The organism is Berryella intestinalis (assembly GCF_000814825.1).
GTDB lineage: Bacteria > Actinomycetota > Coriobacteriia > Coriobacteriales > Eggerthellaceae > Berryella > Berryella intestinalis.
Window position 1 is genome coordinate 1,497,297 of the sequence record NZ_CP009302.1, and the last position, 22,874, is coordinate 1,520,170.

General features: G+C 62.6%; 21 protein-coding genes. 8 read left to right on the top strand and 13 right to left on the bottom strand.

All coding sequences use genetic code 11. The features are described from left to right. Positions 1-651 (bottom strand): MptD family putative ECF transporter S component, encoded by a 651-nt coding sequence (locus JI75_RS06575; RefSeq protein WP_039689678.1) that lies wholly within the window; start codon positions 649-651, stop codon positions 1-3. A gap of 218 nt (positions 652-869) precedes the next feature. Here JI75_RS06575 and JI75_RS06580 point away from each other — a divergent pair, with 218 nt between their 5' ends. The 3 genes from JI75_RS06580 to gltX all read left to right on the top strand — a co-directional run bounded on the left by JI75_RS06580 (position 870) and on the right by gltX (position 4,778). Beyond that, positions 870-2,255: a carboxylate--amine ligase gene (locus tag JI75_RS06580; RefSeq protein WP_039689681.1), complete on the top strand. Its 1,386-nt coding sequence runs from the start codon at positions 870-872 to the stop codon at positions 2,253-2,255. Next, a complete protein-coding gene (locus JI75_RS06585; RefSeq protein ID WP_039689682.1) occupies positions 2,252-3,061 on the top strand; it encodes a lipoprotein intramolecular transacylase Lit in 810 nt (269 codons plus the stop codon). The genes JI75_RS06580 and JI75_RS06585 overlap by 4 nt, the downstream gene beginning before the upstream one ends. A 220-nt stretch (positions 3,062-3,281) precedes the next feature. Then, entirely contained in the window at positions 3,282-4,778 is a 1,497-nt protein-coding gene (gltX, locus tag JI75_RS06590; protein WP_039690720.1) for a glutamate--tRNA ligase, read from the top strand. 4 nt (positions 4,779-4,782) lie between these two features. Here gltX and JI75_RS06595 read toward each other — a convergent pair whose 3' ends face one another. The 8 genes from JI75_RS06595 to JI75_RS06630 form a co-directional block, all read right to left on the bottom strand. Continuing rightward, a complete protein-coding gene (locus JI75_RS06595; protein WP_039689683.1) occupies positions 4,783-5,544 on the bottom strand; it encodes a biotin--[acetyl-CoA-carboxylase] ligase in 762 nt (253 codons plus the stop codon). A 23-nt stretch (positions 5,545-5,567) separates the two neighbouring features. Next, the gene (gene folP / locus JI75_RS06600) at positions 5,568-6,839 is read right to left on the bottom strand and encodes a dihydropteroate synthase (RefSeq protein ID WP_240993147.1); all 1,272 of its coding nucleotides are present in this window, start codon (positions 6,837-6,839) and stop codon (positions 5,568-5,570) included. 62 nt (positions 6,840-6,901) lie between these two features. Next, on the bottom strand, positions 6,902-9,199 hold the full coding sequence (gene ftsH, locus JI75_RS06605; protein WP_082019799.1) for an ATP-dependent zinc metalloprotease FtsH: 2,298 nt from the start codon (positions 9,197-9,199) through the stop codon (positions 6,902-6,904). A gap of 88 nt (positions 9,200-9,287) precedes the next feature. Further along, positions 9,288-9,848, bottom strand: coding sequence for a hypoxanthine phosphoribosyltransferase (gene hpt, locus JI75_RS06610; protein ID WP_039689688.1), 561 nt, complete (start codon positions 9,846-9,848; stop codon positions 9,288-9,290). Positions 9,849-9,985: 137 nt separating this feature from the next. Further along, positions 9,986-10,717 (bottom strand): Maf family protein, encoded by a 732-nt coding sequence (locus tag JI75_RS06615; protein WP_082019877.1) that lies wholly within the window; start codon positions 10,715-10,717, stop codon positions 9,986-9,988. Between the two features lie 44 nt (positions 10,718-10,761). Further along, positions 10,762-11,886, bottom strand: coding sequence for a tRNA lysidine(34) synthetase TilS (gene tilS / locus JI75_RS06620; RefSeq protein WP_039689690.1), 1,125 nt, complete (start codon positions 11,884-11,886; stop codon positions 10,762-10,764). Continuing rightward, the gene (locus JI75_RS06625; RefSeq protein WP_039689692.1) at positions 11,883-12,356 is read right to left on the bottom strand and encodes a pyridoxamine 5'-phosphate oxidase family protein; all 474 of its coding nucleotides are present in this window, start codon (positions 12,354-12,356) and stop codon (positions 11,883-11,885) included. Before JI75_RS06625 ends, tilS begins: the two co-directional genes overlap by 4 nt. Before the next feature lie 198 nt (positions 12,357-12,554). After that, positions 12,555-14,735 carry a MucBP domain-containing protein gene (locus JI75_RS06630; protein WP_039689695.1) on the bottom strand — a complete coding sequence of 727 codons (2,181 nt, stop codon included), beginning with the start codon at positions 14,733-14,735 and terminating at the stop codon, positions 12,555-12,557. A gap of 425 nt (positions 14,736-15,160) precedes the next feature. On the opposite strand from JI75_RS06630, the gene JI75_RS06635 reads away from it, so the two are divergent. Both JI75_RS06635 and JI75_RS06640 read left to right on the top strand, forming a co-directional pair. Next, positions 15,161-15,601, top strand: coding sequence for a LytTR family DNA-binding domain-containing protein (locus tag JI75_RS06635; protein WP_039689697.1), 441 nt, complete (start codon positions 15,161-15,163; stop codon positions 15,599-15,601). A gap of 21 nt (positions 15,602-15,622) precedes the next feature. Further along, a complete protein-coding gene (locus tag JI75_RS06640; RefSeq protein ID WP_039689699.1) occupies positions 15,623-16,096 on the top strand; it encodes a DUF3021 family protein in 474 nt (157 codons plus the stop codon). Positions 16,097-16,222: 126 nt separating this feature from the next. Here JI75_RS06640 and JI75_RS06645 read toward each other — a convergent pair whose 3' ends face one another. Beyond that, positions 16,223-17,989 carry a Cys-Gln thioester bond-forming surface protein gene (locus JI75_RS06645; RefSeq protein WP_039689701.1) on the bottom strand — a complete coding sequence of 589 codons (1,767 nt, stop codon included), beginning with the start codon at positions 17,987-17,989 and terminating at the stop codon, positions 16,223-16,225. A gap of 288 nt (positions 17,990-18,277) precedes the next feature. Next, entirely contained in the window at positions 18,278-18,634 is a 357-nt protein-coding gene (locus tag JI75_RS06650) for a DUF1905 domain-containing protein (RefSeq protein ID WP_205911724.1), read from the bottom strand. A 248-nt stretch (positions 18,635-18,882) separates the two neighbouring features. Between JI75_RS06650 and JI75_RS06655 the strand changes: the two genes are divergently transcribed. Continuing rightward, positions 18,883-19,806, top strand: coding sequence for a Fic family protein (locus tag JI75_RS06655; RefSeq protein WP_039689703.1), 924 nt, complete (start codon positions 18,883-18,885; stop codon positions 19,804-19,806). 51 nt (positions 19,807-19,857) lie between these two features. On the opposite strand, the gene rlmD is transcribed toward JI75_RS06655, so the two are convergent. After that, positions 19,858-21,162, bottom strand: coding sequence for a 23S rRNA (uracil(1939)-C(5))-methyltransferase RlmD (gene rlmD / locus JI75_RS06660; protein ID WP_039689705.1), 1,305 nt, complete (start codon positions 21,160-21,162; stop codon positions 19,858-19,860). A 117-nt stretch (positions 21,163-21,279) separates the two neighbouring features. On the opposite strand from rlmD, the gene JI75_RS06665 reads away from it, so the two are divergent. Together JI75_RS06665 and JI75_RS08830 are read left to right on the top strand one after the other, a co-directional pair. Further along, positions 21,280-21,651: a phage holin family protein gene (locus JI75_RS06665; protein ID WP_039689707.1), complete on the top strand. Its 372-nt coding sequence runs from the start codon at positions 21,280-21,282 to the stop codon at positions 21,649-21,651. A 181-nt stretch (positions 21,652-21,832) separates the two neighbouring features. Beyond that, positions 21,833-22,027 (top strand): hypothetical protein, encoded by a 195-nt coding sequence (locus JI75_RS08830; RefSeq protein WP_052241660.1) that lies wholly within the window; start codon positions 21,833-21,835, stop codon positions 22,025-22,027. Between the two features lie 134 nt (positions 22,028-22,161). Here JI75_RS08830 and JI75_RS06675 read toward each other — a convergent pair whose 3' ends face one another. Then, positions 22,162-22,677: a ferritin gene (locus tag JI75_RS06675; RefSeq protein WP_039689712.1), complete on the bottom strand. Its 516-nt coding sequence runs from the start codon at positions 22,675-22,677 to the stop codon at positions 22,162-22,164. Between the last annotated feature and the right edge of the window lie 197 nt (positions 22,678-22,874).

Below are 22,874 nucleotides of genomic sequence, written 5' to 3' on the forward strand. Positions count from 1 at the left end.
CTACAGCGCCCCGGCCTTCGAGAAGTGCTTCCTCATAAGCACCCGGGCCGCCAAGCATCCAGCGAATCCGCAGATAACCGTGGCGATCGCGATGCCGAACACCCAGAGGGGATCGGTGTAGTAGCGCAGGAAGGCGTCGATGAACGCCTGATCGCTTCCGAAGTTGCGGATGAAGTTATCGATATAGGCGTCGAGGTTGCTGATCACGGGGATCATCGTGGACAGAAGGTACAGGCCGCTGAACGTCGACCAGGCCGCCGTGACCCATCGGATGCTGCGCCGCTGCTCCTCGCTTCTGAGGAAGACGAGGTCGAGCACAAGGCCGCCGGCGATGTAGAAGGGGATCATGATCGCGTAGTTTCCCATGGTGCAAAACATCAGCGCCGCCATCGTGGCGAACAGGGTGGTCACCCCGAAGCGGTTCACGCGGAACACCATCAGCATGAACACCGCCGCCCCGAGAAACACCGCCGCTCCCCCCGATGCGAGCATGGCGAGATGGGGGTGGAGCATCGTCACGGACGATCCCGCGAACATCAGCACGAGGGTGAGGACGTTCATGAGCACCGCCGTCACCACCTCCCTCACGCCCCACGCCTGGAAAAGCCCTTTGCTCACACGCTGCACGTCGCTGCCTTTCTCCCTTTCCATAGCCGGTTCCCTCCTAAGTTATACATAGTTAACAGTTATCAGTCAGAGCATATACTTGAAACCGACCGTTGGCAAGCAAGGCGCCCGCGAACGCAACGATCCGGTGCTGTTTTGAGCGAATCGGCCCCGTCGAAGGCCGCGGTGGGATAGAATCTCGCGTAAGTCGCCGAACCCTTTGACCCTGTGGCGACGGACCGCCTTTTCGCTGAAGGAACACCATGAGCAACAACGCCGACTACACTCGGGAATACCTCGACATCGCCGCGCAGCTCGACGGCGATATCGCCGGGCGCCGCGCCGCGCGGGCCTACATGGAGGGATCCACCGCCATCGTCCACCACCGCGTCGTCGACTCGGCCTTCGTGCCGCGCCTGTTCGACAGCGCCACCTACCATGCGATGAAGGACGCGTCGGAAACGGCGCACCGCATCCTGTGCAAGGTGATCGCGCATTACCTGGACGACCCGGCCTACCGCGAGGTGTTCGACTTCGACGAGCGCCTGCGCGAGCTGATCCTGCTCCCGCGCGGGTACGACGCGCTGCTCCCCTTCGCCCGCGTCGACACCTTCCTTGACGAAGACACGCTTTCCGTCAAGTTCTGCGAGTTCAACGGCGACGGATCAAGCGGCATGAACGAGAACCGCGAGATCACCCGCTCGATCGAGCGAACCGCCACGTTCAAGGAGTTCGCGTCCCGCCACGAAGTCGAAGCCTGCGAGCTGTTCGACAGCTGGGTGGGCAGCTTCATCGACATCTACGCGACCTACGAGCGCCGCATCGACAATCCCACGTTCGCCATCTGCGACTACCTCGACCACGGCGTGGTCGACGAGTTCGAGATCTTCGCCGAGCTGTTCGAGAAGCGCGGCTACCGCTGCATCGTCGCGGACGTGCGCGACCTGTCCTTCGACGGTCGGGCCCTGCGCGCGAAAGACGGCACCGCCATCGACGCCATCTGGCGCCGCAGCGTAACCAACGACGTGATCGAGTTCTGGGAGGAGTCCCAGGGCATGATCGAGGCGGTGCGCGCCGAAAAGGTGGCCCTCATCGGCAGCTTCGCAGGCCACATCGTCCACGACAAGCAGATCTTCAAAGTCCTCTACCATCCGGCGACCGCCGCCATCCTCACCGACGAGGAAAACGCGTTCGTGCGCGCCACCGTACCGCTCACCGCCTTCCTCGAAAGCGACCAGGTGGACCTGGCCGACGTGAAGGCGAACAAGGACGGGTGGATCATCAAGCCCACCGACCACTACGGGGCCGACAACGTCTACGCCGGCTGCTTTTTCGATCAAGGGGAATGGAACGACCTGGTCGATCGGTTCGCCGACGGCAAGGCGGGCTTCCCCTTCATCGCCCAGCACTACGTCGTGCCCTTCAAAACCGACACCCTCCCGCCCGACACGGGAATCGCCGAGCTGGCCGACCACCAGGTGATGCGCGAGGCGGTGCCGTACAACAACCTCAACGGCCTGTACCTGTACAACGGCGTGTTCCAGGGAGTGTTCAGCCGTTTGGGGCCGCTGCCCACCATCTCGAAGGACATGCAGGGAATCACCGCCGCCACCATCTGGGTCGACCGCGAAGGCGACGAAGCCCGGTGAGAGGCGCGCCCCTCCGTATCGCCGCCCAGGCGGCCCTCGCCCTGACCCTGGCCGCCGCGCTGGTGGGCACCGGGTACCTGGCCTGCACCGCACCGGCCGTCACGCCCGCGCTTTCCTCGACCCTGGCCTGGGACGACCTGTCGCCGTTCTCGAAGGCTCAGCTGTCCCGCGTCGCCTCGGCAACGCGGGACTTCTCGTTCGGATCGCATGACGAGACGACTCTGTACCGTACCATCTACCAGGTGAACCGAGAGCTGCAAAGCGACCCTGCCGGCACCTCCCCGGCTTCGGGCGCGGCGAAGGGAGCGCCCGACCTCGACGGCCTGTCGGACGAAAGCGATGCCGCCGCGTTCGCGTCGGCCTTCTCGGAGGCGCGCGACGCCTACGTGTTCGACCGAGCCGCCATCGAGCACCTCGACGACGTGAACCGCGTGGCGACAGCGGCGCTTCCCGTCCTCGCGGCTTGCGTCGTCGCGGCCATCGGCGCAGCGGCCGCCCTGGTGCGCACAGGGGGTAGGCGTGCCCTCGCGGTTCCGCTCATCGCCTCGTCGGCGCTGGTCATCGGTTCGTTTTCGGTTCTCGGCCTGTGGGCCGCCATCGATTTCACAGGGATGTTCGATGCGTTTCACAGCTTGTTCTTCACCCGGGGAACCTGGGAGTTCTCCGCGAACAGCCTGCTCATCTGCGCGCTTCCCACCGAGCTTTGGATGTCTCTGGGCGCGATCTGGCTGACCGTCACGTCGCTTGCATCGGTTCTGGCCTGCCGCACCGGGATCCGCCTGTTGAAGGAAGCTCCGCAGCGCTAGCCTGCGGGCTGGCGGCTTTGCGGGCCGACTCCCCTCCGCCCCGACCTCTCATGCGCGCCGGCAGACGGTCCCCGAGCGCACCCGACGCGACCGCCAAGCGCGCCCTCCCTTGTGAACTCCGAGAAAAACAGGACCGGCAATGGCCGATCGCACGTCGAATTGGTAAAGTCTTAACGTTTGGAAGTTACCGGGCTTCGAGCCTATGACGAGAGGCATGACCATGACTGATTCCGAGAAGAAGGTGCGCGTCCGCTTCGCACCCTCGCCGACCGGCCGCCTGCACATCGGAGGCGCCCGCACGGCCATCTTCAACTGGGCCTACGCGCGCGCCAAGGGCGGCGACTTCATCCTGCGCATCGAAGACACCGACCCCGAGCGCTCCACGGAGGAAAACGTCCAGGTCATCCTCAACGCCATGAAGTGGCTCGGCCTCGATTGGGACGAGGGCCCCGAGGTGGGCGGACCGTTCGGCCCGTACCGCCAGATGCAGCGCATGGACACCTACACCGCAGCCCTCGAGCAGCTGAAGGCAAGCGGTGCCGCCTACCCCTGTTTCTGCACGAAAGAGCAGCTCGACGAGAAGCGCGCGGCGGCCGAGGCGACCGAAGGCGGATACGCTGGCTACGACCGCACCTGCCGCGACCTCGATCCCGCCGAAGCGGCGCGGCGCATAGAGGCGGGAGAGCCGCACGTTTGGCGCCTGAGGGTTCCCGACGATCACGGCCCCATCGAGTTCGACGACGCCGTCTACGGCCATATGAGCTTTCCCGCCGAGGTCATGGACGACATGATCCTCGTGCGCAGCGACGGCAGCCCCACCTACAACTTCGCCGTGGTCTGCGACGACGCCAATATGGCCATCACCCATGTAATCCGCGGCGACGATCACCTGTCCAACACCCCGCGCCAGATTCTCATCTACGAGGCCCTGGGGCGGCCCGTTCCCACCTTCGCCCACCTGTCCATGATCCTGGGCGCCGACGGCAAGAAGCTCTCGAAGCGCCACGGGGCCACCAGCGTCGAGGAGTACCGCGACCGCGGCTACCTATCCGATGCCGTAGTCAACTTCCTCGCGCTTCTGGGCTGGTCGCTTGACGGCGAAACCACCATCATCGACCGCGAGAAACTGTGCGCGTCGTTCGACCTCGACCGCATTACCAAGAAAGACGCCGTGTTCGACGAGACCAAACTGGATTGGATGAACGGCGTCTACATCCGCGAAATGGGACCGGAGGCCTTCGAGGCCGCCGCCAGGCCCTGGATCGAGCAGGCGGGCGCGACCGAAGAGTGGTTCTCGGCGCACCCCGACTGGGCATCGAAAGCCTACCCGCTTCTGGCCGAGCGCCTCACCCGCCTCGACGAGGTGCCCGAAAAGCTGGCCTTCCTGTTCTGGGGCAGCGACGTGCCCCAGCTCGACGAGAAATCGGTGGCGAAGGTGCTGGCCAAAGACGGAGCCCGCGCCGACGAGGTTCTGGCAGCCGCCCGCGCCATCATCGCCGACGAATCGAACGCCTGGGAATGCGAGAGCCTGCAAGAGAAGGTACGCGGCCTGTGCGACACGCTGGACCTGAAACCCAAGATGGTGTTCCAGCCCGTGCGCGTCGCGGTGTGCGGGAACATGGTCTCTCCCCCGCTGTTCGAGAGCTTCGAGCTGATGGAGCGCGCAGACGTCGTCGCCCGCATCGACTCCGTATCGGCCCGGGTGTTCGGGAAGTAGCGGCCTAGGAACGCCCGATGCGCGCGATGTGGGCCTCGCCCGAGGCCACGGCCGAAAGGCCGCCCCCATCCGCGCGCACGAGCAGGCGGCCCTGCGCGTCGATGCCCTCGACCGCCCCTCGGGCGATCGGGCCGCCTGCACGGTTCACCACCTCGACCTGCGCGCCGATCAAAGACAGGCAGGCGCGGTACTCGTCTGCGAACGGCTCGAACCCGCAGGCGCACCACTGCAGGTAGCGCGGCTCGAGCTCTTCGAGCACGGCCCGCGCGAACCGCTCGATCGCGTATCTGTCGAACGTGCCCGCCTCAACCGACGCGTCCGACAGATACGCCGGCACGTATTTCCCGCCCACGTCCAGATCGCCCTCGGGCACCGCCACGTTCGCGCCGACCCCGATGCAAAGAGCGCCCTTGCGGTACTCAGACGAGACGCCGGCCAGCTTGCCCGCTGCGCACACGATATCGTTCGGCCATTTCACCTGGGATTCAACCGTCGGGAAAACCTTGCGCGCCGCCGAGCGCACGGAAAGCGCGACCACCAGGCCCACCGTGGCGACCCGATCGGCCGGCACGGAAGGGCGCAGCAGAAACGACAGGTACATGCCGCCGTACGGACTGGCCCAAACGCGTCCCTGCCGCCCGTAGCCGGCGCTCTGGGAGAAAGCCAGCACGGCATGCCCTTCGGGCGCGCCTTCGTCTATCGCCCGCTTCACCAAGTCGTTGGTGGACGTCACCGAATCCCGTACCGTCAGGCGAAACAGCCCCATGATGCAGCCCCGACCCCTCTGCCTCAGCCGATGCGAACCGCCGCGCCGTACTTCACGTCGGCGTCGGAAAGCGTCGAGCCGTCGGCGAACGCGAAGTTCGGACGGATCTCGGACAGGGGCCTCACCACGAAATCGCGCTCGAGGGCGCGCGGATGGGGCAGCGTCAGCTCCTCGGTGTCGGCCACGTACATCTGGTAGTCGACGATATCCAGGTCGCAGGTGCGCGGGCCGTTGGGTATCTCGCGCACGCGGCCCAGGCTGTTCTCGATCGCATGCAGATAGCCCAGAAGCTCTTTCGGAGCGATCCCCGTGCGCACGAGCGCGACGGCGTTCACGAACGGATCCTGATCCTCGTAGTAGGCCGGCTCGCTCTCGTAGAAGCTCGAGATGTCGACGATATCGGTGTCGGGCAGCGTGCACAGCGCTCCGATAGCCATGTTCAGCTGGGCGATCTTGGCTTCCCGCTCTTCCCCGGGCTGGGCGACCAGGGCCACGTTGCAGCCCAACGCGATAACCGCGAGCGGGCGCAGGTCCCTCAGCGCGGATGCGGTGGCCTCGACGTTGTGCGTGCGCACGATCGTGGCTCCCAGCTCGCAGCCGAGAAGCGCCTCGGCAGCCGAGGCGACGTCGCGATCTTTCGGATCGTCGATGCCGTAGGCAAACCCGACGTAGCGCTTGCGCGACGCGGCGGTCATAACCGGATACCCCAGCCGCACCAGCTCTTGGAGGTTGCGCATAAGCTCGAGGCTCTGCTGGGGCGTCTTTCCGAAACCGGGACCGGGATCCAGGCAGATGCGCTCGCGCGCGATGCCGGAAGCCTCCAGCTCGCCTGCGCGACGGGCCAGGTAGTCGCGCACCTCGGCGACCACATCGACGTAAGACGTATCGTTTTGCATGGTCGAAGGCTCGCCCTTCATGTGCATGACCACCAGCCCCGCATCGCAGGCTGCGGCCGCATCCACCATGGCAGGATCGCGGAAACCCGACACGTCGTTGATGATCGCCGCGCCGGCCGCCACGCAGGCGCGGGCCACTTCGGCATGGCGCGTATCGATGCTCACGCACACGCCGCGCCGGGAAAGCTCGGCCACGACGCCCACCGTGCGGCGAAGCTCCTCTTCGATGGGAACCTCGGCCGCGCCGGGACGGGTGGACTCCCCGCCCACGTCGATGATGTGGGCACCCTGTTCGACCAGCTTCAGAGCGTGGTCGATCGCGTCGTCCGGACGGTTGTGCTGCCCTCCATCGGAAAACGAATCGGGCGTAACGTTGAGGATGCCCATGATAATGGGCATCCTCTCATCGAATTCATAGGTTGAACAGCGCCACATGCGACGATCTCCTTCGAGACGATCCGTTAGTCCTGCCGCTTGTCCCCAGCTGCGTCGCGAGGCGCGCCGGCAGAGCCGTCCGCACTCGTTTCACCGGATCGGGCGTCCGAGGCATCGGGGGCGGAAGCTTCGGTTCGCGCGACGGGGGACTCCATCCCGGGGATCGCCGGCTCGCCCGCATGAGCCGCAGGGGCGGCGGTATCGAAGCCCTCCATTCCGGGAACGCCCGCCATGCGCTCGCGTTCGGCGCGGGCCTTCGCCTCCTCTTCGTCGCGCTTGCGGGCCTCGGCCTCTTCCCGCTCGCGCTGGGCGAGCAGCTCGGGCTCGCGCGCCACGTACTCGTCCCACTTGTCCTCCAGCAGGGCCTGGCACGCCTCGCCCTCCACCGTCTCGCGCTCGAGCAAGACGTTCGCCATATTATGCATCTGGTCCTTGCGCGCCGAGAGGATCTCGTAGGCCCGATCGTGCGCCTCTTTCAGGATGCGCGCGACCTCCGCGTCGATGGCGCGGGCCGTCTCGTCCGAGTAATCCTGCGTGTTGCCGTAATCGCGGCCCAGGAACACCTCGTGGTTGGGCTGGCCGAACACCTGGTGTCCCAGCACGGGCGACATGCCGTACTGGGTGACCATCGCGCGGGCCATCTTCGTAGCGCGCTCGAGGTCGTTGCTGGCCCCGGTGGTGAAGTCGTCGCGGAAGATCTCCTCGGCCACGCGGCCGCCCATGAACACCGCCAGCTCGTCTTTCATCTCGCCCACCGTCGAGAGCACCTTGTCCTCTTCGGGGATGGACAGGGTGTATCCCAGCGCTCGTCCGCGCGAGATGATCGAGATCTTGTGCACCGGGTCGGCGTGGTCGAGCGTGAACCCGACAAGCGCGTGACCGCTCTCGTGGTAGGCGATGGTCTTCTTGGTTTCGGCGTTCATCACGCGGCCCTTGCGCTCGGGACCGGCGATGATGCGCTCCATCGCATCGCTCACCTCGGTTTGGGTGATGACCTTCTTCCCGCGGCGCGCCGTGAGAAGGGCGCTTTCGTTCATGAGGTTCATGAGGTCGGCGCCGGTGAAGCCCGGGGTGATGCCCGCCACGGCCTTCAGGTCGACGTCGCTGCCCAGCGGCTTGCCCTGGGCATGGACCTTCAGGATCTTCTCGCGGCCGCGCACGTCGGGTGCATCCACCACGATCTGGCGGTCGAAGCGGCCCGGGCGCAGCAGCGCCGGATCGAGGACGTCGGAGCGGTTGGTGGCGGCGATAAGGACCACCGAGTCGTTCTTCTCGAAGCCGTCCATCTCGACCAGCAGCTGGTTGAGCGTCTGCTCGCGCTCGTCGTGCCCGCCGCCCAGACCGGTACCGCGCTGGCGGCCCACCGCATCGATCTCGTCGATGAAGATGATCGAGGGCGAGGCCTCTTTGGCCTGCTGGAACAGGTCGCGCACGCGGCTTGCGCCCACGCCGACGAACATCTCGACGAAGTCCGAGCCCGAAATGCTGAAGAACGGGACGCCGGCCTCGCCGGCCACGGCGCGCGCCAGAAGCGTCTTGCCGGTGCCCGGAGGGCCCACCAGAAGGCAGCCGCGCGGGATCTTGGCTCCCAGCTGGCGGTACTTTTCGGGGTTCGCCAGGAAGTCCTTGACCTCCTGCATCTCCTCGACCGCCTCGTCCACGCCGGCGACGTCGGAGAACTTCACGTCGGGGCGCTCCTCCATCGTCTTTTTCGCCTTAGCGCGCCCGAACCCCATCTGGGAGTTCTGGGCCTTCATCATCTGGGTGAGGAACAGCCACAGAAGCGCTCCCATGATGAGGATCGGCAGAAGCGTGGTGAGGATGTCGGCGAACGGTGAGGGCAGTTTGATCTGGTAGGTGGTGTTGGGGTGCTTCGTCACCAGGTTGATGAGCGAGTCCTGACCGACGTAGGTGGAGGTGTACTTGCGCTCGGTGCCCAGCTGCTTGCTCTCGATGGCCTCGGTGGCGATGCCCTGAAGGCTGACCCCCGCCGGTGCCTCGGCGTTCGCAAGCGCGCCCAGGGCCGCAAACGACTTGTTGAAGGCGCCGGCCGCTGTCGAGCCCGCCGTGACGGCCGGATAGTAGGTTCCGCTCACCGTGTGGGAGCCGGCGTCGTAGGTGACCGAGACCACGCGATCCTGCTCGACCGCCTGGACGAACTCGGACGTGATGAGGCTGTCGGTGGGCTTCCCGTCGGAGCCCGTCATGGCGAAGAACTGCCGTCCGGCCAAAAACGCCACGAACGCGAACAGGACGACGCTGATGATGGCGGTGCGCAGATTCGCACCCTCGATCGGGGGTTTTTTCTTGCTGTTGTTTGACATGGCGCCTTACCTTCCGCAGACAAGATGCGTCTGCCCTGTTGCCTAGAATATCGAAACGCCCGCCTGTGGCATCAGGCGGGCTTCACCGTTACTGGTAGATCTCGGGTTTGAGGACGCCGATATAAGGCAGGTTCCTGTACTTCTCGGCGTAGTCCAAACCGTAGCCCACGATGAACCGGTCGGGGCACTCGAAGCCCACATGCTTGCAGTCGATCTTGGCCTGGGCCTTCGTGTTCTTCCGAAGAAGCGTGGCCACCTCGATCGACAAAGGTTCGCGCGAGGCGAGGTTCTTCAGGAGGTACGTGAGCGTGAGGCCGGAATCGAGGATGTCCTCGGCAACGATGACGTGCTTGCCGCTGATCTCGGACGATAGGTCCTTCAGAATGCGCACGACACCCGAGCTCTTGGTTCCGGAGCCGTATGACGAGATGGCCATGTAGTCCATTTCGACCGGCAGCTTGATTTCGCGCGCCAGATCGGCCATGAAGATGGCCGCACCGCGCAGGACCGAGATCAGAACGATCTCCTCGCCGCGCGCGGCCCTCTCGGCGTACTCTTCGGTGAGAGCCGCCCCGATCTCGGCAACGCGCTGCTTGATCTCGTCTTCGGTATACAGAATCTCTTCGACGTCTTGATCCACGCTCGACATCCTTCTCGGAAAAACGAAGAGCCGCCCAACATCGCTGATGAGCAGGCATCTAAGCTGTTCAGTATCGTCGGTATTCTACCATTGGGCTCATCAGGGCACCTTACGATACGGCTACGGCGCACCAGAAGGTACGATATTTACATGCGCCTCATGCGCGCAATGTCGGGAAACTCGTCCAAGACGCGCTCGATGGGAAAGCCCACCACCGTGCTGCGGTACCCCTCGATGCCCTCGACCAGCGCCGCCCCCCGCCCCTGGATGGCGTAGGCGCCCGCCTTGTCGAACGACTCTCCCTGGGCGAGGTAGTCCTCGATGTCTCGTTCGGCCAGCTCTTTGAACCGGACGTGCGTGGTGTCGGAGAACGTGCGGTATCCCAGCGACACGTCTTCTGCGTTGGGCGCGTGGATCATCCACACCGAAACCGCCGTATGCACCTGATGCGTGCGTCCCGACAGGCGCCGCAGCATGCGCTTCGCATCTTCGGCGTCTTTCGGCTTGCCAAAGATCTCGCCCCGGCAATCGACCACCGTATCGGCGCCTATGACGATGAGCGATCCCACGTAATCGACCCCCAGGACCTCCTGCACGGCAGCGCCCGCCTTGCGCTGGGCGAGCTTCTTGGCCGCCTCCACGGGCTGCGCCAGATCGTCGGGCTCCAGCGATTCGTCCACGTCGCTGGCGCAAACGGTGAAAGGAATGCCGGCCTGCTCCAAAATGTCGCGGCGGCGCGGAGAGGCGCTTGCCAAAACGATCTCGAAATCGATGACCTCCCCGACCACGGCGGCCTCGGCGCCGAGCGCCCCGCAACCGCGCTGCTCGGACGCGACACCCCCGTTGGCCTCGGCGGGCCGATCGGCTTTCTGTCCCATACGCTTTCCCATTCTCCTTCCGAGGCTCGACGTCGCTCCGATCGTCAGCTCTTCTTGTTGCGACGCGTGCGAAACGCCGCCATCGGCTCGACCCGCACGCCCCGCTTGTTGGCGCTCACCGCCAGATTTCCCTGGATGTTCGAAACATACCCGCTGTTCATCCGCCCGTCCGCATAGCCGGCAAGCACGGATTCGACCGACGCGGCCTCGACGCGGGCCCCTTCGGGCAGCATCAGACCCAGCGCGCGAACCGCAACGCGGCGGCCGAGCGCAGGATGGGCCTTTCCCATCTCGGGCGACAGGACGAAGCCCGCACCGAAATCCGGCCCGTTGGCCTCGTCGACCGCGATCCACGAAACCACATTGTCGAACAGGCGGTCCACCTGGCCGTTCAGGTAGTCGTCCTCGTCCGCGATGAGGTTCATCGTGCGCACGAGCGTTTGAGCGAGCTGGGGATTTCGCTCTTTTGCCCGCGAAACGACCTCGTGGCGCACGTAGGCCCGGAACCGATCGGTGTGTGCGTTGGTCGCATCCTCGCGCCACAGCGCACCCTCTTCGTCGCGCACGACCCGCTCTCCCGCCGAAGCGAGAAAGCGCACGTAGGCGCGCAGGTCGTCGCGACCCACGTCGAGGCAGGGTCTCGCGATGCGCCCGTTCAGGTACCTCATCGAACGAAAGCCCCCCGGCCCCGTGCCCACGATGGAGCGCATGTAGAACGTCTCGACGCGGTCGTCGGCGGTATGGGCCGTGAAGATGCGGCCCTGCGCAAGCGGACGGGCTTCGTGCATGCACAGGCTCTTGAGCGCCTCGCTGGCGGCGGCATAGCGCTCGCGGCGGGCGACCGCCTCGAGGTTGCCCCCTTCCTCCCTGGTCAGAGCGCCCACATCGATCTCACAGTTGAACAGAGGGATGCTCAGCAGCTCGGAGAGCCGGGCGACGAACACGGCGTCCCCATCGGAATCGACACCGCGCAGCCTGTGGTTCACATGCAGCATGGCAAGCGGTCCCAGCCTTTCCCGGCGATGCAGGTCGGCTGCAAGATAGGCCAGAGCCGTCGAGTCGGACCCGCCCGACACCATCAGCAAAACCGGCGCATCGGGCTGCGCAAGCCCATGCGCGTCGATGCACGCGGCCACTCGATCGGGCATCGCCTTCGCGTCGACCGTCACGGCTGCCTGCTCTTGGCCGTGAACCCCGCGCAATCGAGCCTGAACACGCTCACGGGGCGGGCCATCTGCTCGGTGAAGGAGAAATCGCGCCCGGTTTGCGTCTTCATCAGGCACTTGAGCCCGGCGATCTTGTCTGCGGGGTCCTCGAGGACCGACAGGCGCCCGAAGCCGATGATCGAGGAGTAATGCGCGCTGTACCTGCACGGATTGTCCCCGCCCGACAACGACGCTACCTCGCAGTCTATCTCGAACCCGACGTTGGGGTTGCGCCGCGCCAGATCGACCTTGCGCCCTTCGAGGGCCCCGTGCGTGAACAGGACGAGACGGCCCTCGCTGAGGTCGTAGCCGTAGTTCATCGGGACGATGTAGGGAAAGTCGCCGTCGTTGAACGCGATGCGAACCACACCCCCCTTGTCGAGGATCTCGCGGATGCGGTCCTCTCCGACCACTTCCCTGTCGCCTCTTCGCATGTCGAACCTCCCGCCAACGAAACCTGCACCTGGAATCTTAACCCGCGCGCCGGAGCTTCGGTGGGGAAAACAGAGTATCCGACGATTCAGCCGCCCCGGAAACCCCGCGCGACCGCCCCTTTTTCAGGGGCCCTCACGCAAAAACCCCCTGCGACCTTATGATCGCAGGGGGTTCGGTCAACCGGACTTTACGTGCGGTTACTTGCCGAAGCGCGTCCTGTACACAGAGAACGCCAGCCCCATGGCAGAAAGGGCGAGTAGCCCGGCAAACGCGAAAGCGCCGGCAGAGTCGCCCGTGCGGGGAGCGATGGTCGCAGGCTTCTCAGCGCTGGCGGACACCTTCCCAGGCTTGGGCTTGTCTTCCGAAGTCACCACGGGCGTCTCGGGATCCGGGGTGATCTCCCGGTACACGTAGGTGATCTCCTTGGTCTTGCCGCCCTCTACCTCGCCGGTAGTGGGCTCGGAGTCCTTGAACACCTCTTTGAACTCGTAGGTCTTCCCGTTAGACGTCGTGATCCTATTGGGCTTGTTGTCACTGTCGGTGTCATAAGGGTCGCCGGGCTTGCCGTTTTCCACATCGGGAACCGGATCCTTGATGACGTTGCCGTTCTCGTCGATGTAGTTGACGTTCACGTTGCCGGCCAATTCGTACACGTAGGTGACCTCAAGCACGGTATCCTGCTTGATCTGGCCGTTTTCCTCGGGAGTCGTCTCGACGTCGCGCTTGTCGCTATCGGTGGGCTTGGATGCCGGCCTCAGGTTCGTCTTGTCGATCTGCTTGTAGTAGTAGACCTTGCCGTCGGACGTGACGATCTTGTTTTCCCTGGCCTTTTCCGTGCTGTACTGGGCACCGGAGTTGCCGTAATCGACAATGGTGACGCTGTCTTTGATCACGTTGCCCTTGGTGTCGACGTAGAAGACCTTCACTCCGCCCTTGCCGGCGTAGTAATAGGAAACGTTCTGAACGTTCAGGGAGTTGGAATTGACCATTCCCTGCTCCATGCCGCCGATGGAGACGGAAGGCTTATCCGTAACAGTGCCATCGAGATCGATGAATTTGCCCTCGTCGTTCACCAAATGGTACTGACCGAACCTGAAAAGCGCGTTGGGATGGGTCGTGAACGCACCCAGCTTCACCGTGAAGGTGTCGGTTACGTCCGTGTTGACGTCCAAGCCAGCGGCTTTCACCGGCTGCCACTTTTTGGTCGTTTTGTGCGACCAAGAATCCGAGCCCGTGAAGGCGTTCTTCTCCGAGTTGTACTCGTTAGGAGCAGTCACTTCGGAGACGAAGGTCACAAGGTAGGGAGCGTCGGGCCTGTTGATCCTCGCGTACTTCTCCTCGCCCGTCAGAGAATCGTCCTTGAGAAGGCTCATGACCAGCGGGATCTGAAGCTCGTCTGCCGTGGGCGTATCGGCCCTGTTGTAATTCTGCTTGAAGTTCGGATGATCGGGATTGACTGCGTAGAGTATGAACCTGATCGATCCGTCGTTGTCCACGACCACCTTCGCAGCGCCCACCCTGTAGTCTGCACGGTAGGTGATGAACGTCGATCCGACGGCGTAGCTCGAACCGAGCGTGCCCTCAGTGGGCTGGGGTGACTCGATAAGCTCGTAGCGCTGGAACTCCGCTGCGTCGGCAATCGTGTACAGGTCGCCGGAGATCTGGCCGGTCTGGGTGTAAGAAGCCAGCAGATCGCCCGTCTTCTTCTCCCTGTATTCGGTCGTCTGCTTCGGGCTCAGGATGGGAACGATGCCCGAGAAGTCGTTGACTTCCTCGCTCTGCTTCTTCGGCTCGACGGAGGAATACACGACCGTGCTCTTGGTGCTACCACCCACGCCGGACGTGATCTTCATATCGCGGTAAGGAGCCTGCTCTCCGTTTGCACCCGTGAACACAGTCTCTTTGTAGTTGATGGTGAACTTGAAGGCCGAACCCTGTGCTTTGTTCTTTATCGCGTCGAACTGCACCGTCTGCCCGGCGGGGATCACCTTCTCTTCGATGACCTTGTTGCCGTCGGCCTTGTCGACCAGCTGGACGTGCAGGGACTTGTCCGCCCCGGTCCTATCGATGGCGGCGGTGATGTACCAGTCGGTGCCGAACCTCTTGTTGAACGACCCCGATGCACCGTCAGAGGGAAGGGTCGCATCCTCGGACTGCGACAGGTGGTAGATCAAAAACGTCTCGAGGTTCGCTCCTTGATTGAACTGGAAGCCCGCCGGAGCGACCGGCTTCGCAGGGGTAACCGTAGCGGCAGCGGCGGCCGCATCCTTGTTCAGAACCGTCTCTTTCTCGTCCCAGGTTCCGTTGTTGGGCACGTTTTCAGCGTGAGCTGCGACCGGCCCGAAAGCCAGCGAGAAGCCCAGAAGAGCGCCGAACACGCCCGCCGAGCACCTCCGCCCAAATCTTCGAACCGCGGGTTCGGGCACTGCATTCCCTTTTCTCATTCCTTTTTCTCTCCTTCTCGTGCTCCATCTTCGCTTCACTGGAAAAGTCACAGCCGAAACCGACGGAGGGCCTATAAACCCAGAAATACTTATACAGCATCTTTCTCCATCAAATGAGGTAAGCTATGAAAATTTTCTCGTTATTAACTTGAATTCTCAGCGATTGCGGGGAAAGCGGAGCAACCCGGATACGGAGGGCCGATCCCCCTCCGTATCCGCAAGGCGTCCGCCAGGCCGGAGCGGTTCTGGCATGTTGCCGATCATACGTGCAACTTGCATCCGCCCCTGGGCAACTTGGCCGCACGAAATCCCTCATCCCCTTGCGAAACCGTAAGATGGTCCCACCGAAAGGAGTTGGGATGAGAATAACAATCGACGAGCAGCCTTCCGCCCAGGACATCGAGATCACCATCCTGTGCGCCAGGACCGATCAGGAAGTGCTGGATATCGTGGCGCGGCTCCGCATGCACGACCGCAAGATCACCGGGTATGCGAATGGACAGACCCTCGTTGTGAGCGTAGAGGACGTCTTGTACATCGAATCGATCGACGGGCGGACCTTCTTCTACACGAACGACGCCGTGCTCGAAACGCGGCTGAAGCTCTACGAGATGGAGGAAAGGCTCTCCGACTGCGACTTCCTACGCATATCGAAGAACTGCATCGTGAATTTCCGCAGGATAGGCGCCCTTTCTCCCGACCTGAACGGAAGGATGCTGGCCACGTTGGAAAACGGCGAGCGGATCGTCATCTCCCGCCAATACGCACCGCAGGTCAAACGCAAGATCGGAATACGATAGAAAACAAGGAAAGGAATCGTCATGACCTCTAGGAACGCCATAGACACCGAGTACCGGACCGCAGGGGAAAACGTCCGATCGTTCGCGATATCCCTTTGCGTGGGGTTCACCGTCATCATGCTGGTTTCCATGGTGATGGGCTCCATCTTCGCCAGCGAGGAAGCGAAACAGGGCATCAACCTGTGCTGGTCGATCTTCGGCGTGTGCGTCGCGGCGGCCGCTTTGCAGCTCGTCTTCTTCACCTCGACGATCATCCGCCGCATGCCAAACGCACTGCGCTCGGCGCTGTTCGGCCTGTGCCTGTATGCGGTTTTGGCGGTAACGGCGACCGCCATGGGTTGGTTCCCCTCGCACAACCCGATGGCCTGGGTGTCGTTCACCATAACCTACCTGCTGATCTTCGCCGTGCTCTCCGTGGTTTTCAGCCTCTCGCACAAACGCCAGCAGCGCGAGCTGGACGAAAAGCTGGCCGAGTACCGCAGGAAGGACGCCTAGCGAGGTGGTCGTCGCCTCCGCGCAACCGCGCCTGAAAAGCAGGCAGGGGACCGCAATGCGGCCCCCTGCTTCGCGTTGGCGCCCTGTCGCAGCGAGCGAATCGCTAGGGACGAAGCGCCGAACCCGTTAGCGGCGCTTTGCGCGCCTCGCGCACACCAGGGCGGTGACCATGCTGATCAGGAAGACCGTACCCGCTGCCGCTCCGAAGGCAAACGAGTCGCCCGTCGCCGGAATGGCGGGGGACTTCGGGGCGACGACCCGCCAGCCATCCCGATCGACCGACGCATTCGCCTTGCCGCTGGTCAGGCCTTCAGGGTCGCCCGGGCCGACCGGTTTCACGGGATCGACGGGGTCGACCGGGTCCACCGGCTTGACGGGATCGACGGGGTCCACAGGGTCAACGGGATCCACGGGGTCAACCGGATCCACCGGGTCGGCGGGATCGACGGGGTCAACCGGATCCACCGGGTCGGCGGCCTTCTTCAGTTTGTTGGCGACGGTCAACCCATCGCCCATGTTCCCGCCATAGGCGACCTCGAACTTCTTGCCGGCCACCTCGACAACCCCGTCGGACTCGCCCGTTTCCCTCACGGTGTACACGATATCCGTCCCGTCGGCGGTCTTGACGTCAAGGTCGTCGAACGAAGCCTTCCACGATCCGCCAGCGCCCAGGCTCTTCTTCGAACCCGTCGCCTCCCCGTTTTTGAGCAGCTCGACCTCGATCGACTCGACGGGAGCCGCGATAGGCGCACCGTCCTCGCCCATCCACACCTTCTCGACGGAGACGCTCTTCCTCGCGGGAAGCTTCTCGTCCTCCATCAGCAGGGTGTACAGCAAGCCGTCCTGCTTGTAGTTCGTCCCAATCAGGTTCTGGTACTTGCCGTTGTTGCAGGAGAACATGTTCAGCTTGAAGTCGGCGGGCGCGGTTTCGGGCGATTCGGCATACGCGATCAGCGCATCGAAGGCGGCGCGCACCTTCTTTCCCTCTTCTTCTCGGATCCCCTGGAAACCGTGCTCGATCGTATTCGCGTCGATGCTGTCGGTGTAGTAATAGATCGCAAGCTGGGTTGCCGTCTTGAACTCGGTCGGGGTCAGGCCCGACCCCAGCCCGTTCGCATCGTTCGGGAACCCGGCGTAGATGACCTTCTGGATCTTCTGATAGAACAAGGCGGGGTCGCTCACCCTGGGATGCTGGGTGTGGTCGATCAGCTTGCCGGGTTTTACGATCCTCGTGTACTTCACATCGCCGTCGAACGGATCGTAGTCGATCTGGGCCCCCTTGTCGTAGCTCTCGGGAGGCTCGTGCAGATCGATGTTGAAGCAGTACAGCACCTCTCCCATACCGCCGTTGTCCCTGAGGTAGTAATGCTTCCCGTAGGGGGTCGTTCCCCAGGAGAACGAGTCGTCGTCCCTGTCCGCGAAAGCCTCGTAATTATTGGACGCGATCTCTTCGGCATCCTGGGACTCGACGAAGACGCCCTGCGATTTCACATACAGCTTTCCGGCCTCGACCTTGAACACGATATCGCTTGCCTTCGCGTATCCCTGCGGCGCCTCGGTTTCGGAAAGCGTATAGATGCCGTCGGAAAGCTCCAGGTCGATGCCGACATCGCCGGCGGTCTTTCGCTCCAAGAGCTTCTCGCCGGAGGTGCCCTCTCCCCGGTACACCGTCAACGTCGCATCGGGCAGAAGGGTTTCGGTCCCCTTCTCCACCTTCTTCACCAGCACCTTGGTGGGACCGATCGGAGAGGCGTTTGCCACAAGCGGGCCGCTCGCGCCCTCTGCGAAAGCATTGGGAACCTGCCCCGCCATACACAGGAACACGACCGCGGCCAGCACAGCGAACACGGCCGATCTTCTCAGAGCCCTCATCTTCTCCCCCGCTTCCAACACAGATATTCGCCTTCTCTTATCCCGTTCAAACCGTTCCCTCTTTTTGAGCCAACCGCTTACGTTGGATACCCTCATCAACGATAAGCCACTTGGTCGACCATACTCTAAATAACAACGACCAATCAAGTATATGTTCGATATTTGAGCTGTTCGGCTGGCAGAACACGCTGGAAGGCAGGAAGTCTGCCCCAGATCCGATTCGATCCGTTGCGCAACCGTACCTGAAAAGCAGGCAGGGGACCGCAATGCGATCCCCTGCTTCGCGTTGGTGTTCTGTCCTAGCGAGCGCTACCGCTTCACCACGGTCACATGCACCGTATCGCCTTCCCCTTTACCCAGTTGGGTCCGTATCGATTTCAGCATGCCGATGATGTAGCAGACGTTTCCCGCCTCGTCTTTCACCCCCATGTTCACCACGCTGCCGTCGTAGGGAATCCCGTCGAACGTCGCGTGGACCTTCTGCCTCCCCGCCCCGAACGCCTCTCGGACGTTCCAGGGAAAGACCACGTAGGCCCCACCGCGCTCCTTCATCTCGTGGATCACCGCATCGAACTCGAACAGCTGGTCCATCTTCATCCTCTCTACCGACGTCTGCGCCGGCTCGGATCCGCAATCAGCCTGCAGATCGGCGGAGTCGAGCGTCACAAGACGCTCCCTTCATCGATGCTCCCGAGCAACTCTGTGGCATTTTCGCCGTATCGTCAAGCCCCGTTGACCGAGGCGGCAACGACACCCATTCGCCTCCCGGTTTTCAGTGAGCAGCGCGGCGTCATCCGTTGTCGGGTTCCGACCGACCGTACATCAACCGGAATAAACAAAGCCATTACTATACATAGTTGCATATCTTTTATTCCGTTTTGTGCTAAGGTGGCTACAGGATAGGAGGCGCGCAGATGGATTACATGACCGTCACCCAAGCAGCCGAGAAATGGGGGTTGTCGACCCGTCGAGTGCGCCTGCTCTGCGCCAACGGCGACATCGAGGGTGTGGTGCGCTCAGGTAAGAAATACCTGATCCCCGTCACTGCCACACGTCCGATCGACCGAAGGAGGCTCCCAAGACAAGCTGGCGATCCCGCCTTCGCCCCATTGTTCCGATCGATTGACGAGAAGAAGCTGCGCTTGGATGCCATGCGGCCACTCACCGATGGCGAAGTGACCCGGTTACGCGAACGGTTTTTGGTGGATTTCACCTACAACTCCAACGCGATCGAGGGAAACACCCTCACTCTGAAAGAAACCGCTTTGGTTCTCGAGGGTATGACGATCGATCGGAAGCCTCTCAAAGATCACCTCGAGGTCGTGGGGCATAAAGATGCCTTCTGCTATGTCGAGGAACTTGCCGAAGCGCGTGCGAGGCTGGGCGAGCGCGAGATCAAAGACATCCACTCCCTCGTGCTTATGCACCGTCCGCAAGACAAGGGTGCCTATCGCAGGATCCCCGTGCGAATCGCGGGCGCGTTTGCCGAACCGACCCGCCCGCACGAGATCGAAGGGGAGATGAAAGCCCTCCTACGCAGAAACAAAGAACGCGAAAAGAGGCTTCATCCGATCGAGCGAATCGCCCTGTTTCACCTCGATTTCGAGGGCATCCATCCCTTCATCGACGGCAACGGCCGCACCGGACGGCTGCTGCTGAACCTCGAGCTGATTCAAAGCGGATACCCCGCCATCGATGTGAAGTTCGAGGATCGCAGGCGCTACTATGGCGCATTCGACTCTTATTATCGCGATGGAAAAGCGGGTGCCATGATCGAGCTGGTGGCTGGGTATGTTGACGACAGGCTCGAGCAGTACCTCGACATCCTTGCTCCGTAAGACCCGGAACCGCCGAAGCGCAAATCCTCTGCGCTTGAACAGGAGAAAACGTTAAGGTCTTTCGGGACGAGCTTTTCCGGTTTCCCGGGTCAAGAGGCACACCGTCTCTATATGGTCGGTATGGGGGAACATATCGACCCCCTGCACCTTCTCCACCCGATAGCCCTTCGCCGCCAAATAGCGCAGGTCGCGCATCTGCGTAACGGGGTTGCACGAGATGTACACCACGCGTCGAGGGGCTAGAACCGCCAGCGCGTCGAGGAACTCTTCGGTCGATCCCGCACGCGGCGGATCCATGAACACCACGTCGGTCGAGCGGCCCTCTGCCGCCAGGCCGCGCATGAACGAACTCGCGTCGGCTGCATGAAACGTCGCGTTCTCGATCCCGTTGTGCCGTGCGTTCTCCCGCGCATCGCGGATGGACGATTCGACCGTGTCCACCCCCACCACGCTGCTTGCGCCGCGCGACGCCGCCACGAGCCCGATGGTTCCCGTGCCGCAGTACGCGTCGATCACCGATTGGGTTCCGTCCAGTTGCGCGAACCCGATCGCGCTTAGGTACAGGGCCTCGGTTTGAACCGAATTCACCTGGTAGAAGGATTGGCTGGAAATGCGGAACGACAACCCGCACAGCGTATCGAGTATGAACCCGGGCCCGTACAGGCGCTGCTCCTTCCCGCCAAGCACCACGTTCGTCTTCCTCAGGTTCACGTTCTGCACCACGGTCGTGACGAAAGGGCACATGCGCGCGAGCTCTCGGCAAAACGACCGAGAGGCGGGGAACTCCTCGCTGTTCGTAACAAGCGTGACCAGCATCTCGCCGCTTTCATGCCCCACGCGCACTACAACGTGGCGCATGAACCCCGTTCCGGCGTCTTCATCGTAAGGTTCGATCCCGTAGCGCATCATGAGGGTCTTCACCGATCGGACGACCTTCTGGGCCCGCTCGTTTTCGACCAGGCAATGCCGGGTGTCCACAATGCGATGGGTGCCGGCCGCGTACATGCCCGTGAGGATCTCGCGCGAGGGCCCCTTCCTTCGGGCGGCGCCTTTCCCGAAGCCGCGGCCGTCTTTGGCGAAGCCGCCTTTGCGGGCTGCACTACCCTGGCGACGACCTGCGGCAAACGGCGACATCACCTTGTTGCGGTAGCGGTACGGCTCGTCCATGCCCTGAAACGGCAGCGCCTCCGCACCGTCAAGCAGCCCCGCCTCGCGAAGCAGCGCGACAAGCCGATCCTGCTTCCGGGCCACCTGCCGCTCGTACGGCTCGTTCACATGTTGGCAGGCGCCGCATTCCCTCGCATGGGGGCATCGCGGAAACCCACCCGTTTCCCTCTCGGAAGCCGTCTGCGCCATCGCACAACCCTCTCGTTTTACAACCCGGTTTATCGTCATATTCTACGTTTCCCCACCCGTTTTGCCCGAATGGGGAAAACAAAGGGATAATAAAGCCAACCAACACGAGGAGGAACCATGAACTTCATTGTACGCTGGCTCGTCACTTCGGTCGCCTGTGCGGCCGCCCTTTGGCTCGTCCCCGGCATCGGCTTTGGGACCGACAGCTCGACGCTTATGTCGACTCTTGCGTTCGGCCTGATCATGGCATTGATCAACGCGAGCATCAAACCCCTGGCCCAGACTCTCGGGCTGCCCTTCACCGTTGTCACGCTGGGAATCGGCTACCTCATCATCAACACGCTTATGGTGTACCTGGCCGCAGGGCTTTCCGGATTCCTGTTCGGAGTCGATATCCGAATCGACAGCTTCCTTTCCGCCTTCTTCGCAAGCATCGTCATCAGCATCGTTTCGTCCATCATCAACGGGATCACCGGAGCCGACGCCTAGGCGCGATCCTCCGGCGTCTGGCTGCTGCGCGCATCCCCAGCGGATGCGCGCTTTTTTGTCCCTCGGCAACGCAATTCGGACTGCTTCGATAAAAGTTTGCCGATCGTGGCTAACACCGCGTCAAACCATGATTTAATGCATATCAGTTAGTTTTCCGATAGGAAACGGAGAAAGGGGCGTTATGGAGTACTTGAGCGGCGATTTCTACACTTTGCAGCTGGGAATCGGAGCGGTTATCGCAGTCATCCTGGGAGTTGTCTGCATGACCATCGGAAAGAAGAAGGGCCGCTCGGCGGTGGGCTGCTTCTTCCTGGGATTCTTCTTGGGCTTGATCGGCCTTATCATCACGCTGGTGCTTAAACCCAAGGCGAATTAGGAAGCTCGATCCGCACCGGGCAAGACCGAAACAGGGGCGCCCTGCTTGCATGGAACTGCGAGCAGGGCGCCCCTCTATATTCCGAAGCCGTCCGAACGCGCGCCTCACACGCCCGGCGGCCTCGACCAAACGCGCTAGTTTGCGGACAGCGGAGCCGCTTCGGTATAGGTGCGCGACATCGCCTCTCGATCGAGCGAGAACAGAGAGCCCTGGTCGCTTCCGTAAAGCTTCATATCGGCCACCATGTCGCGGGCGTTGGCCTCTTCCTCGCCCTGCTCCTCGACGAACCACTTCAGGAAATTGACGGTGCGGTAATCGTTGACTTCGACCGCAGCTGCATAAATCTCGTTGATCGACGCCGTGATGTATTCCTCGTGCTCGAGCGCGGCCTCGAGGGGCTCGAGGTTGTTGGAAAACGTCATGTCCGGCTCGGCGATGGCGGCCAGCTTGACCTTCTCGTCGTTTTCCAGCAAGTAATTGCGGAAGATCAGCGCGTGGTCGCGCTCTTCTTTGGTTTGGATCATGTACCAGTTGGCGTAGCCCTTCAGACCCACCTCTTCGTAGTAGTTCGCAAACGACATGTACAGATATGCCGAGTACAGCTCCTTGTTGATCTGGTCGTTAAGCAGCTGAGCGACTTTTGCGTCCATGCTTTTCCTCCTCGATTTCCAGGGGCCCTTCGCCCCGCCTTCCTCGCTACATTATCAACCATTCTAACGAGAGAAAGAGCGCCGTCGACCGAACACCCTCGATGAAACCCAACCGTGCTTTTGGCTACCTGAGGCTAACTCTGAGCTTGCGCACCCCCGCGCCATCGGACATGGAGAACACATTACATTCTCGCGAC